13 protein-coding genes are annotated in these 13,003 nt (G+C 62.1%); 7 read left to right on the top strand and 6 right to left on the bottom strand.

The annotated features are described in order from the left end of the window. Nucleotides 1-24 precede the first annotated feature (24 nt). Nucleotides 25-537, bottom strand: a complete 513-nt coding sequence (locus tag REH34_RS02380; RefSeq protein WP_226504642.1) for a MaoC family dehydratase — start codon at nucleotides 535-537, stop codon at nucleotides 25-27. A gap of 328 nt (nucleotides 538-865) precedes the next feature. Here REH34_RS02380 and REH34_RS02375 point away from each other — a divergent pair, with 328 nt between their 5' ends. Further along, a complete protein-coding gene (locus REH34_RS02375) occupies nucleotides 866-1,387 on the top strand; it encodes a cupin (RefSeq protein WP_311972033.1) in 522 nt (173 codons plus the stop codon). 224 nt (nucleotides 1,388-1,611) lie between these two features. Here REH34_RS02375 and REH34_RS02370 read toward each other — a convergent pair whose 3' ends face one another. Then, entirely contained in the window at nucleotides 1,612-1,932 is a 321-nt protein-coding gene (locus REH34_RS02370) for a hypothetical protein (RefSeq protein WP_226504641.1), read from the bottom strand. Nucleotides 1,933-2,466: 534 nt separating this feature from the next. Continuing rightward, nucleotides 2,467-3,615, bottom strand: coding sequence for a beta-propeller fold lactonase family protein (locus tag REH34_RS02365; RefSeq protein ID WP_311970609.1), 1,149 nt, complete (start codon nucleotides 3,613-3,615; stop codon nucleotides 2,467-2,469). Between the two features lie 335 nt (nucleotides 3,616-3,950). Here REH34_RS02365 and cptA point away from each other — a divergent pair, with 335 nt between their 5' ends. From cptA to REH34_RS02350, 3 genes are all read left to right on the top strand, one after another. Then, complete coding sequence (gene cptA / locus REH34_RS02360; RefSeq protein ID WP_311970608.1) at nucleotides 3,951-5,696, top strand: phosphoethanolamine transferase CptA; 1,746 nt, start codon at nucleotides 3,951-3,953, stop codon at nucleotides 5,694-5,696. Between the two features lie 197 nt (nucleotides 5,697-5,893). After that, on the top strand, nucleotides 5,894-6,271 hold the full coding sequence (locus tag REH34_RS02355; RefSeq protein ID WP_311970607.1) for a glyoxalase superfamily protein: 378 nt from the start codon (nucleotides 5,894-5,896) through the stop codon (nucleotides 6,269-6,271). Between the two features lie 119 nt (nucleotides 6,272-6,390). Next, nucleotides 6,391-7,023 (top strand): LysE family translocator, encoded by a 633-nt coding sequence (locus tag REH34_RS02350; protein WP_311970606.1) that lies wholly within the window; start codon nucleotides 6,391-6,393, stop codon nucleotides 7,021-7,023. Between the two features lie 89 nt (nucleotides 7,024-7,112). On the opposite strand, the gene REH34_RS02345 is transcribed toward REH34_RS02350, so the two are convergent. Further along, on the bottom strand, nucleotides 7,113-7,994 hold the full coding sequence (locus REH34_RS02345) for a LysR substrate-binding domain-containing protein (protein ID WP_311970605.1): 882 nt from the start codon (nucleotides 7,992-7,994) through the stop codon (nucleotides 7,113-7,115). A gap of 40 nt (nucleotides 7,995-8,034) precedes the next feature. On the opposite strand from REH34_RS02345, the gene REH34_RS02340 reads away from it, so the two are divergent. Further along, the gene (locus tag REH34_RS02340; protein WP_311970604.1) at nucleotides 8,035-8,166 is read left to right on the top strand and encodes a hypothetical protein; all 132 of its coding nucleotides are present in this window, start codon (nucleotides 8,035-8,037) and stop codon (nucleotides 8,164-8,166) included. On the opposite strand, the gene REH34_RS02335 is transcribed toward REH34_RS02340, so the two are convergent. Both REH34_RS02335 and REH34_RS02330 read right to left on the bottom strand, forming a co-directional pair. Further along, a complete protein-coding gene (locus REH34_RS02335) occupies nucleotides 8,163-9,890 on the bottom strand; it encodes an amidase (protein WP_311970603.1) in 1,728 nt (575 codons plus the stop codon). The genes REH34_RS02340 and REH34_RS02335 overlap by 4 nt on opposite strands. A gap of 108 nt (nucleotides 9,891-9,998) precedes the next feature. Further along, nucleotides 9,999-10,472, bottom strand: a complete 474-nt coding sequence (locus REH34_RS02330; protein WP_311970602.1) for a metallophosphoesterase family protein — start codon at nucleotides 10,470-10,472, stop codon at nucleotides 9,999-10,001. Between the two features lie 214 nt (nucleotides 10,473-10,686). Here REH34_RS02330 and REH34_RS02325 point away from each other — a divergent pair, with 214 nt between their 5' ends. Then, nucleotides 10,687-11,628 (top strand): aliphatic sulfonate ABC transporter substrate-binding protein, encoded by a 942-nt coding sequence (locus REH34_RS02325; RefSeq protein WP_311970601.1) that lies wholly within the window; start codon nucleotides 10,687-10,689, stop codon nucleotides 11,626-11,628. Then, a complete protein-coding gene (locus tag REH34_RS02320) occupies nucleotides 11,625-12,944 on the top strand; it encodes an LLM class flavin-dependent oxidoreductase (protein WP_226504632.1) in 1,320 nt (439 codons plus the stop codon). Before REH34_RS02325 ends, REH34_RS02320 begins: the two co-directional genes overlap by 4 nt. Nucleotides 12,945-13,003 lie beyond the last annotated feature (59 nt).

The raw sequence follows: 13,003 nt of genomic DNA, 5'->3' as shown, positions 1-13,003 counted from the left end.
AGGTATCGCTATTGGATGTCGGGGTCAGCGGTTGTTCTCGCCTCCGTTTTCGAAGCCGACTCGGGCGATCAGGGCGGTGCGGATGAAGTCCATCACCGGGGTGCCGTCCTGTTTGAAAGCGCGGGTCTTGACGGTGACGATGCCCTGGGTGGGCCGGGATTTGGATTCGCGTTTTTCCAGCACTTCGGATTCGGCGTAAAGGGTGTCGCCGCAAAATACCGGGGCGGTGAGGTTGATCTCTTTCCAGCCGAGGTTGGCGATGGCCTTGCCGCTGACGTCGTTGACGGTCATGCCCAGCACGACCGCGACGGTCAGACCACTGTTGACCAGCAACTGGCCGAATTCGCTTTTGGCGGCGTAGGCGGCGTCGCAGTGCATGGGATGAAAGTTCATGGTCAGCAGGGAGAAGTGGATGTTGTCCGCTTCGGTCAGGGTGCGGCCGGGGCGGTGCTCATAGACGTCACCGACGGTGAATTCTTCGAAGAAGCGGCCGTAGCTGGCGCGGTAGCGTTGCGGACTGATTTCGATGGCGCCCATGGTTGAAGTCCTCTTGTTTTTTTTGTTATCCGGTTGTCCGGACAACTGCAACCTTAGCTTGCCGCGCGCTCGCGTCAACCGTGCAGCTGACGGGCTACTGCAAGATTGCTGGAGAATCCGGGTCGGGGCGGCCTCTGGATGGGCTGTTCTGAAGCGAAATTGCCGTTGGTCGCCCCGCGAGAAACTTGTGATATCAACAAGATCGAATTACCGTTGAGAACGGTTTCAGCTTGTCACCCGCGGTATTACGGAGAGCACCATGGCCATCGCCCGACGTCACTTCACCACATTCACTGCGCTGGGCTTGCTCGGCGCTGGAGGACTTTCAATGAAGCAGGCCATGGCTGCACCTGCCGTGCAGACACTGATGCTCAAGCGCAATGGCGGCATTCCCAATAACCCCCAATTGCCGGTGCTGATCTATCCCGCCGCGATAGCGGTGGCCGGCAGTGACCCGGCCGCCGTGTTCGAGCAGACCTTCAAGGCCAACGGCTGGCCGCCGCAATGGCGCTATGGGGTGTTTACCTATCATCACTATCACGTCCATGGGCATGAAGTGCTGGGGGTATACGCCGGCACTGCGCGGCTCATGCTCGGCGGCCCTGATGGGCATGTGGTGGAGGTCAAGGCGGGTGATGTGCTGTTGCTGCCGGCTGGCACCGGGCATTGCAACCTTGGGTCAAGCGACGACTTCATGGTGGTGGGCGCCTACCCGCCGGGGCAGGAAGGCGATATCAATCGCGACCTCGTGACGGATGCGCAGATCGCGCAGATTGCCAAGTTGCCGTTTCCGAACAGTGACCCGGTGCTGGGGAGCGGGGGTGGGGTGGTGAAGCTGTGGCGGGGGTGAGCCGGCGCTCTCCTGTGCGGATTATCAGACCCGTGCGATGCGGTCGGTCTGTGGAGTACGCAGTGCTTCGATAATGGGTAGCGGATGACTCATCAGAGGCGGCACTTGACTCGGCAATGGCGCTGGAGTGTAGAAACTATCCTCGGACAAAAAAACACCCCGGCGATCGCTCGTCGGGGTGCAGGTCATGCGGCACAGTGTGCCACGCCATATAGGCCTGGGGATCAGCAATACCGATCAACCACTTTGACTTCGTTGACCTCACCCCAGACGCCTTCCAGCGTCTGCAGCACGCGGCCGACATACTCGGTATCCGCAGCGGCCTTTTTGCCCAGGTAGCCCTGGCCGCGGCGATACATCTTCAACCGGGCGCGCATGTTGGGTCTGGTTTGCTCGAACTCGCTTTCACCAGGGTGGTCGGCCAGGCGGTCGATGTGCACATCGCCGTCTTCGCAAACCCACAAGATATGGCAGTCGACGGTGTCACGCTGCTGCGCAATAAGGTGAGCGAGTTGTTCTACGGTAGGCTGATTGTTCAGGTTCATCTGTAACCCCTTTGACCACTCATTGATCTGTCTGTTGGTGAGCTCAAACATGGCACCCAATTGGCCAGTTGATCGGCGCTGCACGACGTCTGCGACAGCATTCGCCGCGTCTGCGGGTTGGCAGGGGGAGGAGAAGTAGTGACGAATCAGCCTCGCTACACAAATGTCGGTGCGGGGCGGCAGGCGGAGATTCGAATGCTGATGGGGAGGGCCTTCGTGGGCCTGCCCGAGCAGTATGAGAACATCTCGCCAGCACCGCGCGCCCCTTGCAGACGGTCATGCCGGTTCAGCTTCATCACGCTGCCTTGTGGGCAGTTCACATCACACAAAACGATTCGGCAGCTCGCCGAACCTCTTCACTTGCCCCTTGCCAGCGCTCCCGATCAGGGAGACAGCCTCATCATGCAAGGGCATTTGAAAGGCGTCAATCATTTTTGTAGTGAAAAATAATTGTCACTACATATTGGCAGAAATGTCGTGTGCTCAGCCAATATGACCGGTCAATCTCATTGCGGCATCAACCGGTCCAGCAGCCTAGCGTTTGACGATGGAGACCCAGTTGGCGCCGTTGCCCACCGGGGCCTGGGATTTGAGGGTCAGTTCGCCGCTATGGCCATCGATGGCGAAAACTGACACTTGGCTGGACTTCTCGCCGCTGCAGATGAGGAATTTGCTGTCCGGTGTGATGCCAAAGCCGCGAGGTTGTTTTTCGGTCTTGAAGGTCTTGACGAAGGTGAGGGCGCCGTTGGCCTTGTTGACCTTGAACAGCGACAGCACGCTGGAGGTCCGTTCGGAGGTGTAGAGGAAATTGCCATCGGAGGTGATGTGGATATCTGCCGCCCAGATATCGTTGCTGTTGTCGGCGTGGGGCTGCATGCCTGGGGTCTTGACTCGGTCCGGGCCGCGCGGCGCGCCGGGTACCAGCGTGGTGTCGGCGGGCAGGCCGGCGGTCACGGCGACTTGGTGAAGTTGGCCGGTTTTGCTATCCAGGGCGTAGGTGATGACGCTGTCGTGCAGTTCACCCAGCACGTATAAAAAGCGGTTGTCCGGGGACAGCTCGGTGTGCCGCGGGCCGATGCCTTGGGGGGCGGCGACCTTGGCCGGGTCGTTGGCCGTGACTTTGCCGCTCGCTGCGTCGTAGCGGTACTGGTAGACCTGTTGGCCACCCAGGTTCGCGACATACAGGTATTGGTTGCTGTGGTCGATGCGCACGGAGTGGGCGTGTTGCTCGGTTTTGAGACTTTGCGTGGCGGGCCCGGTGACCACGCCGTTGACGATGGGGTTGACGGTCAGCACATCGTTGTCGTACGACGACCCGAACAGCGATTTGCCGGTGTTGTCAAGCGAGATATAGGCCAGCGATTCGTCCACTGGCGTCGTGGCGAGCAGGGTCAGATGGCCGTCCTGGGTGTCGATGGAATAGCTTTGCACGTTGTACGGCGTGGAGCGCACGGCGGCGTACAGATGACGGCGATCCGGGCTGACTGTCATGGGCATGACGTTCTTGCCGCTGGTTACAGTCTGCACGGCGGTCAGCTCACCGCTCTGCTCGTTCATGCGGAAGGTCGAGACGGTGCCGTCGGCGGCATTGGAAACGTAGACGAATGTGCGCGCGTGAACGGCGCCGGAAGTCAGGGCCATGGCAAGTACCAGAGGTGAGATGAGGTGAGAGAGGCGGGGCATGACGCGGATCCTTTTATGATTTTTATTGTGAGCTTGTATGTTGTCATACCTCTTCCTTGTTGAACAAGATGGCGGGGTCGTTTGGCATCGGACCGTGTTTGGATGGTTGAGATCCGTTGCTGAAGGGGCCCCAGCCGCAAGAATCCATCCCAATCCCCCATCTATTGAAAGCGCGCAACGTCTCTGATCCAAGAGATAGCGGGCTTGTGACATTTTTGATCAGCTTTTTTGACACAAATGTCACATTCGATGGCTTAGGTTTCGGCACCCGTTTTAATCCCGGCATAGCACTGCGCCACTATCTGCGTGCGGTCAATGTCGTATTTGGAAAGCCGATGACCACCGATATCCCCAACACTCCCGCCAAGCGCCGCTTCGATTGGAAAGGCCTGGCGTGGCTTTTCGTGTTTTTCTGGTACTTCTCCGGCGTCACCCAAGCGTTGATCCAGCTCAACGGTACCAGCGGCTTCGCTGGTTTTCGCGATGCGTTTTTCCTGAGTTCACTGTGGCTGATCCCGGTCTTGCTGTTCCCCAAACGCGCAAAACTGATTGCCGGCGTGCTGGGGTTGGTGTTGTTTCTGTGTTCGCTGCTGAGTTTCGGTTACTTCCTGATCTACCAGCAGGAATTTTCCCAAAGCGTGATCTTCGTCATTTTCGAATCCAACGATGCCGAAGCTGGCGAGTACCTCAGCCAGTATTTCGTCTGGTGGATGGTCCCGGCATTCCTGGCCTATACCGCCGGCGCGGCACTGTTGTGGACTCGAGTGCGCCCAGTGCAACTGGCCCGGCCCAAAGCGCTGATCGTCAGCCTGGTGCTGTTGGCCCTGTTCGTGGCGCTGCCGATCGCCAAGCAGATCCCTCGCACGCCGACTCTCGCCGACGCCTGGCAGAAATTCGAAGACCGCATCGAGCCCGCGGTGCCATGGCAGTTGCTGATCGGCTATCGCAACTACCGTCAGCAATTGAGCGGTATGGAAGCCATGCTAGAGGCCAATGCCAAAGTGCCTCCGCTCACCCATCTGGTGGACAGCGGTGCCGGGCTGCCCGCCACGCTGGTGCTGATCATTGGCGAGTCGACCAACCGTGGCCACATGAGCCTGTATGGCTATCCGCGTGAAACCAACCCCGAGCTGGATCGCATGAAAGATCAGCTCAGCGTCTTCACCAACGTCGTCAGTCCTCGCCCGTACACCATCGAAGCGCTGCAACAGGTGCTGACCTTCGCCGATGAGAAGCATCCGGATCTGTTCCTCACCACGCCGTCGATCGTCGACGTGATGAAGCAGGCCGGCTACAAGACCTGGTGGATCACCAACCAGCAGACGCTGACCAAGCGCAACACCATGCTCACCACCTTCTCGCAGCAAGCTGACGAGCAGGTCTACCTCAACAACAACCGCAACCAGAACGCCGCGCAGTACGATGGCGACGTGCTGGAACCCTTCGCCAAGGTGTTAGCCGACAAGGCGCCGCGCAAGCTGATCGTGATTCACCTGCTGGGTACGCACGTCAATTACGATTACCGCTACCCGCAGGAATTCGCCAAGTTCAGCGGCCGCGACGGCACCCCGCCGGGCTTGAACGACGACCAGGTCAAGACCTACAACAGCTACGACAACGCCGTGCTGTACAACGACTTCGTGGTGTCGAGCATCATCAAGCAGTTCGGCGCCACCGACCCCAACGGCTTCCTGCTGTACCTGTCCGACCACGGCGAAGACGTCTACGACTCTGGCAAGCACGACAGCCTGGGGCGTAACGAAGGCCGACCTACGGTGCCGATGTACACCATCCCCTTCATTGCCTGGGCGTCGCCGAAGTGGCGTGCGACCCACGACTGGAATTTCGCGGGTGCCCTCGGCCGACCGTACAGCAGCTCGAGCCTGATCCATACCTGGGCTGACATGGCCGGCCTCAGCTTCGACGAGCACGATCGCTCCAAGAGCCTGGTCAGCCCGGCGTTCGTGGCGCGCACGCGTTATATCGGCGACCCGTACCAGCCGTCGAGCTTGCGCGACTTCGGCGACCTGGCGAAGCAACAGCCTGACCAGGGGGCTGCGCAGAGTGTGACGAGCCAATAAGGCGTGCACTGCCGCCATCGACGCCCGGTCGCTGGCGGGGGGCATGGTGTCTGAACATAACTCCTGGTACGTGGCACTCAATCATCAGTGGCTGGAGACCTTTTATTAGTCTCGGGTAGCGTTTCTCGTTCGGGTGCTGATATTGTCGCCGCTCGTATGGAAACGCACTGTTTCTGCTCGGGATTTCAAGGACGCCAATGCCTGATTCAGCTCATATCAAGTTCACCCAGACCGCGCCCATCCTGCGCATTTTCGATGTGGCCAAAGCCAAGGAATTCTATCTGCAGTTCCTTGGCTTTCAGGTCGATTGGGAACACCGCTTTGGCGAGAATTTCCCGTTATACATGCAAGTGTCCCGCGCCGGCCTGGTGCTGCATCTGAGCGAACACCATGGCGATGCATGTCCGGGTGCGAATACCTTCGTGACCATTACCGGCATCGATGACTTGCAGCGCGAGTTGGCCGCCAAGGATTACACCTATATGAAACCTGGGATCGAAACACTCGATTGGGGCAGGGTGATGACGGTGACGGACCCGTTCGGCAATCGCATCCGGTTTTGCGAGTCGGCCTGAGGATTGATCCTCATACCGAGCGCCGGGCATGACTGTTGCGCATAACTTCCATTGCACTGTGCCGATGATTCTTCGCTCGACTGAGTTACCGTTGCAGGCCTTGAACGGGAGACATCAGGATGATTGAAGCGACCAGCTTGTGGGTGTTCGCCGGTGCCGTGGTGATTCTGTTGGCAGTGCCGGGGCCGAACATGGCCTTCGTCATGACCCATGGGATCACGCATGGCTGGCGTGCCGGTCTGGCGGCGGCGCTGGGTATCACCCTGGCGGATATGATCCTGACGTTACTGGTAGCGGTCGGGGTGGGCGCGCTGATCATGAGCTGGGCACCTGCGTTCGACTTGATTCGTGGCGCGGGCGCGCTGTATCTGCTCTGGCTGGGGTGGCTGGCGGTCAGATCCAGACCGGCCGCGGCGAGCGGCACCCAGGTGCCTTTGGCGTCACTGCGTTCGATCTTCATCCGGGCCACGCTCAACAGCCTGCTCAATCCCAAGGCGCTGGTCTTTTTCATGGTGTTCCTGCCGCAATTCGTCACGCCCGCAGCGGGGAACGCCGGCGTGCAATTGGTGACGCTAGGCCTGTGCCTGGCGGCTATCGCCTTGGTCTTTCACTTCTTGCTGGGCGTCTTTGCCGGAGCGGCTCACCGACGCCTGAAGCATCTGCCGATCTCCAGGCGCTTGGGCTCCTATGGCTTCGCCGCAGTGATGGTGGCGCTGGCGGCGCGGATGATGTTGATGGCGCGGCCTGCTTGATGCTCAGCCTTTGAGGTGCTCGATCACCGCAGCAATGCCCGCACTATCTGGCGCGCTAGCCACGGCTTGACCCACGTTGCACCACGGGCTCAGCGCCGACTGGCCTGTACTTGCAGCCAGCCGAGCAGATCACCCAGGCCCGCAGCCTGTTCCTGGCGCAGCGGCGTCACCAGGTAATAGCCGGCACCGGTACGCACCTTCAGCTCGAATGGCGTCACCAGTCGGCCGTGCAGCAGGTCGTCGCCGATCAGCGCCCAATCACCGATCGCCACCCCCGTGCCTTGGGCCGCCACCGACATCGCCAGATCGAGCGTCTCGAAATGCTGACCTTTGCGCACGTCCGCCAGCTTGCCGCCTGCTGCGCTGAGCCAGACTTCCCAGTCCTGTTCGTCACGGCTAGGGTGCAGCAACATGTGATGTTCAAGGTCCTGCAGGTAGCGCAGTGGCGCGCCGCTTTCGAGCAATTGCGGCGAGCAGACCGGGGTCAGTTGCTCATCGAATAGATGCAAGGCGCCGCTGTCGGCGTCGGGTGGCGGACCGAAGATGACCGCCGCGTCAAAAGATTCCCGGCGAAAATCGACCTTGTGCTGCACCGTTGTGGTGAGTTCCACCGGCACATCGGGACGCTCCTTTTGCCACTGCAGCAGGCGCGGCAGCAGCCAGCGCATCATGCAGGTCGGCGCCTTGATTTGCAGGGCCTTGCGTTTGCCGCCGACCTGCTCGACAGCCTCGTCGATCAGATTGAACACTTGCTCGATGCGCGGATACAGATCGCGACCTTGATCGGTCAGCTTCAAACCGCGTGGCTGGCGCAGGAACAACGCGTAGCCAAGGTGCTCTTCGAGGCCGGCGATTTGCCGACTGACCGCGCCCTGAGTGAGGCACAGCAGTTCTGCCGCCCGCGTGAAGTTGCAGCACTGTGCGGTGATCATGAAAGTGTGCAGGGCGGGCAGCGGTACAGGACGTTTCATCGGTACTCACGCATCAAGGGATCAGGCATGTGTCGGGAACATGCCTAGTATGACTATCTCTGCGCGGGCGCCGCCATACGTCGGCACATCGAGCCAGGGCCATCGCCTGCAGGTGGGCGATGGGCTTTGGGTCGGCTTGCCCGAGGAAGGCTGCCGCGTGCTGCAGCGCTAGGCGTCCTGCGCGCTGTCCGCGGGTAAGAGTGCGGGCGTGCGTTGCGGAATCTGGCGGCGCGACCCGGTCGCTTCGAACGCCGCCGCCAGGCGCAGCAGCGACGAGTCGTCATAAGCGCGGCCGGCGAACGTCAGCCCGGCGGGCATGCCGATGTCCGCCATGATGCCCATGGGCACGGTCACGGTCGGTACACCCAGGTGGCGCACAGCGAGGTTGCCGTTGGCGACCCAGACGCCGTTGCTCCAGGCGATGTCGGCGGCCTGTGGATCGACATCGGCGTTGGCCGGGCCGACATCGGCAACCGTGGGGAAGATCACCGCGTCGAGCCCCAGCGCGTCCATCCAGTCTTCGAGATCCAGGCGTCGAGTATGCTCAAGGCCACGCAAGCCGTCGGCCAGCGTCGGGATCTCGTTCCACGGCGTGATGCCGCGCTCGGCCATTCGCACGTATTCGTCCATGCCCGCGGCGAGGTCACCTTCGCGGTTGGGCAGGGTGCCGGGGTCGTGCGGGAAGATCAGCGGGCCGTCGACATCGACCAGGCGGTTGAGGGCCGGATCGCCGTTGGCACGCAGGAAATCATCGAAGGCCCAGGCGCTCAGGTCCCACAATTCATGGTGAAGAAACTCCGGCGAGACGATGCCGCGGTTGAACACGGTGGGCGCGCCGGGGCGATCGCCCTCACAGTTGGACACCAGCGGGAAGTCCACTTCCAGCACTTGCGCGCCTGCGGCTTCGAGGGCCTCGCGGGCTTGCTGCCAGAGGGCGATGACGGTGGGCCGGGTGTGGATGCGCTGGCCGGTCGGACCGCCGATACCGGGGGCTTCGCTGGTGCCGGCCTCGGCGTCGGCGTTGATGTACATGCGCGGCACGCCGAAGCGTTTGCCGGCGAGCGCCTCGGGCTGGGCGGCAAGGGTCAGATACGAAGCTGGGCGCACCGCTGAGACCGGCGGGATCGGTACCCAGGGCTGCAGGCGCCAGAGGTCGCCACGGGTGTCGGGGTCGGGGGCGACGATCACGTCGAGTACTTCGAGCAGATCAGCCATGGTCCGGGCAAAGGGCACCACCACATCCATGGTCGGCGTCAGCGGCCAGTTGCCGCGCACCGAGATCACCCCTCGGGATGGCGTGTAGGCACACAGCCCGTTATTGGCCGCCGGGCCGCGACCGCTCGACCAGGTTTCTTCGGCCAGGCCGAAGGCCGAGAAGCTCGCGGCCGTGGCAGCGCCGGCGCCATTCGACGAGCCCGAGGCGAAAGGCGCCGTCAGGTAATCACCGTTGTAGGGGCTCTCGGCACGGCCGTACACGCCACGTTGCATGCCGCCGTTGGCCATGGGCGGCATGTTGGTCTTGCCCAGGCAGATGGCGCCGCCAGCACGCAAGCGTTCGATGGTGAAGGCGTCGCGCTGGGCGATCAGGTGGGCGAAGGCCGGGCTGCCGGACGCCGCCGTCAGGCCCTTGACCAGGTAACTGTCCTTGGCGGTGTAGGGGATGCCGTCCAGCGGGCCGAGGGTGGCGCCGCGTGCCCGGCGCTCATCGGCAGCCTGGGCCTCGATCAGCGCCTGGGGGTTGCGCACCACCACGGCGTTGAGGGCGGTAGACGTGCCAGGGCCATCGAAGGCGTCGATCCGGGCCAGGTAGGCGCCAACCAGCTCGACCGACGTGGTCTGGCCGGACTCGAGCGCGGCGCGCAACGCAGCGATGGAAACCTCGGTTACCTCGATCATGCTGTCTCCAGGGTGTGCAGCTCAGTCATTGTGCAGCTCAGTAATAGTGAAGGCGATCATCCGCCCATTTTCGTCACTCTGGGGGCCGGACTCAAGGGCGCTGTTGCTTCAGTCCAGCAAGGCGACCAATTGGGGTTCAAGTGCCTCGTCGGTCAGCTCCAGCAGCGCCAGGGTCACTGGCAGCTTGAAGCGCCGGCGCCCGGCACTGCCGGGGTTCAGATAGAGGGTTTGCCCGCGCCATTCGATCAGCGGCTTGTGCGAATGGCCGGTGACGATCAGGCGTACCGCGGGCAGCCCCACGGCGGGATCGATCAAGGCGGGCACGTCGGCAATGTCATGCACCAGCAAGGTGTGCCAGCCGCCGAGGTCGAAACGCAGATGATCGGCGATGGACGTTGCCCAGGGCGCGGCGAGGTCGTTGTTGCCGCGCACCACGTGCAGCGGCGCGATACTCGCCAACTGAGTGAGGATGTCGGCGCTGCCGATGTCACCGGCGTGAATGATGTGCTCGCAGCCCTGCAAGGCGGCGATGGCTTCGGGGCGCAGCAGGCCATGGGTATCGGAGATGATGCCGACTTTCATGCACAGAGTTCCTGGTGGCGGCTGGGCGCAACAGTGTACTCGGTCAGGGGGGTGTTGATGCGGGGATGAGGGCGATACTGTGTGCATAGGCGCATTGCTGTACCAACAACCCTGAACAAAACAACGCGCATAATAAGCATATATTTTAATGTTATTTGGTTATCTCCATCGCGCGCCCTAGGCTGGCGGTTTTTCGGCCATGGGTGCGCACTGCATGAAACACAAACTGATCCTCGGACTTGCACTGGCACTGGCCGTCAGCGGTGTGGCGCGGGCGGACATCGATGTCGGCGATCAGCGCGGCAATGCCCGCGCCGTCATGGAAGCCGCCGGGGTGTTGCAGGGCGTTGGCTACAAGATCGAATGGCACGAATTCGCCAACGCCGCGCCGGTGCTCGAAGCCTTGAACTCCAATCACCTGGATGCCGGCCTGCTGGGCGATGCACCGCTGACCTTTGCCGCCGCTTCGGGGGTCAAGGCCAAAGCCATTTTTGCCTCGGGCTACCTGGGCAACGGCTTGATCGTCGGCAAGGATTCAAGTGTGCACAGCGTCGCCGACCTCAAGGCGAAAAAGATCGCCACCGTCAAAGGCTCCTCCGGGCATGCCCTGGCACTGCAAGCATTGGCCGACGCCGGCCTTGGCGAGCAGGACGTGCATTTCGTCTTCACCACGCCCGCCGAGGCGACCCTGGCCCTGAGCAGCGGCGCGGTGGACGCGGTCGCCACCTGGGAGCCCTACATTTCCTTCGCCGTCGAGCAATCCCAGGTGCGGATCATCGCCGATGGCAAGACGTACCCGTCCCTCAACTACCTGGTGGCCTCCGATCAGGCCATTGCCACCAAGCATGCCGAGCTGCAGGACTTCGCCCAGCGCCTGGCCAAGGCGCGGCAGTGGGGCGCCGATCATCCCCAGCCCTACGCGACGGTGATCGCGCAGCTGTTGCGCTTGCCGGATGCGGTGGCGCAGGCCAAGGTCGAGCGCGAGGTCAACCTGCCGTTGACTGACGTAGCGTCGATTCGCAACCGCCAGCAGGACACCATCGACCTGTACGTGAAAACCGGCCTGATCAAACAGCGCCTCGACGCCGCTACCCTGGTCGATAGCAGCTTCTTCACCGCACCGGTCACGGCCGCCAACGAGGCACGCAAACCATGATGCACCTGGCCCTGTATCTTGAAGCCGGTACCCATCAGGGCGGCTGGCGCCATCCCGACTCCGCCGCCAGTGGCGGTGTCGACTGGCGCCTCTACAAGAAAATCGCCCGGCGCGCCGAAGCCGCTTGCCTGGACATGCTGTTCGTGGCTGACAAGCTGTCGATCGACGACAACTACGGCGGGCACTTCTCGGAGACGGTCAAATACCGCCCGGTAGCGCGCCCCGAGCCACTGACGCTGTTGGCGGCACTGGCGGCGGTCACTGACCAGATCGGCATCGGCGGCACCGTGTCGTCGTCCTACTCGGCGCCGTACACGGCCGCGCGCATGCTCGCCAATATCGATCACATCAGCGGCGGTCGCGCGGCCTGGAACGTGGTCACCTCGGTCAGCGATGGCGAGGCGCGCAACCATGGTCGCACCGAGCATTTTGCTCATGGCGAGCGCTATGGACGTGCAAGCGAGTTCATCGAAGTGGTGCAAAAACTCTGGGACAGCTGGGGTGACGACGCGTTGGTCAAGAACACCCGCGAGGGGCTCTACGCCGACCCTGCCAAGTTCCACTATGTCGACCATCACGGCGAGCATTTCGATGTGCGCGGCCCGATCAACATCCCGCGTCCGCCCCAGGGCCAACCGGTACTGATCCAGGCGGGTGTGTCGCAGGCCTTTATCGACCTGGCCGCGCAACACGCCGAAGTGGTGTTCGTGGTCCAGGCGACGTTGGAGCGCGCCCGGGATTTCTACCGAATGATCAAGGACAAGGCCATCGCCTATGGCCGCGATCCGGACGCCATCAAGGTGCTGCCGGGGATCGTCCCGGTGGTCGGCCGCGATGCCGAGGATGCGCGAGCGAAGGATGCCTTGCTCAAGGCTCTGATCCGTCCTGAAGCCGGCCTGAGCTTTATGTCGGCGAGCATGAACTTCGACCTCGCGCAGTATCCTCAAGATGCCTTGCTGCCGGACATCAGCGAGCAGATCACCGGCAGCAAAGGGCGCTTTCAGTACGTGATCGAGCAAGCGGTGGAGCGTGGCATGACGGTGGGCGAGGTGGGCAAGTGGTATGCCGAAAGCCTGTCGTTCTTCTCGCCGGTCGGCTCACCGCAGCAGGTGGCCGATCAGTTGATCGAGTGGTACCAGGCAGGGGCATGCGACGGCTTTGTGATCCTGCCGCCGTATCTGGAGGAAGAGGACGATCTGTTTCTCGGCCAGGTGGTGCCACGCTTGCAGGACGCCGGGGTGTTCCGTCGTGCATACCCAGGCACGACGCTGCGCGATACCCTTGGATTGGCCCGGCCTGCGAGCCGATATCCCTAGGCAATGAACCCCGGCGAACAGTAACTGACTGTTCTGGAAACATATTTTTGTTTCAGGGG

The organism is Pseudomonas baltica (genome assembly GCF_031880315.1).
In the GTDB taxonomy this organism is placed as follows: domain Bacteria; phylum Pseudomonadota; class Gammaproteobacteria; order Pseudomonadales; family Pseudomonadaceae; genus Aquipseudomonas.
The sequence above is the reverse complement of the archived record's forward strand: the minus strand, read 5'-3'. Positions and strand labels throughout refer to the sequence as shown.